The following is a 357-nucleotide window of genomic DNA, read 5'->3' as shown; positions in this document are numbered from 1 at the left end:
CTGCCGACGCGATGGTCGCAGCCGGTGCCGATCGCCCGCATCGAGGCCGCGGCGCGGACGCTGTCGACGCAGGTCGCTAGGCTCGACGAGGCGGCGCGGCGCAAGCGCGAACCGGCGGCGGCGCCGACCTCGGGGCCGCCGGTGGTGCTGGTCGTCGGCACGCTCGACACCAAGGGCCAGGAGCTGCGCTTCATCCGCGACGTCATCGCCGAAAGCGGCCTGCGCACGCGGCTGGTCGACGTCTCGACCAGCGACAAGCATTCATCCTGCGATGTCTCCGCGCAGGAAATCGCCCTCAACCACGGCCGCGGCGGCTCCGCCGTGTTCGGCACCGACCGTGGTGCCGCCGTCACCGCC

Annotated in this window: 1 protein-coding gene; it reads left to right on the top strand. The window is 73.4% G+C overall.

Going from position 1 to position 357, the window contains the following annotated elements; translation table 11 throughout:
• A partial coding sequence (locus tag JHD07_RS31120) for a Tm-1-like ATP-binding domain-containing protein (protein ID WP_291629098.1) occupies window positions 1-357 on the top strand: 357 nt, incomplete at both ends.

The organism is Bradyrhizobium sp., from assembly GCF_016462955.1.
Lineage (GTDB): Bacteria > Pseudomonadota > Alphaproteobacteria > Rhizobiales > Xanthobacteraceae > Bradyrhizobium.
The sequence above is the reverse complement of the archived record's forward strand: the minus strand, read 5'-3'. Positions and strand labels throughout refer to the sequence as shown.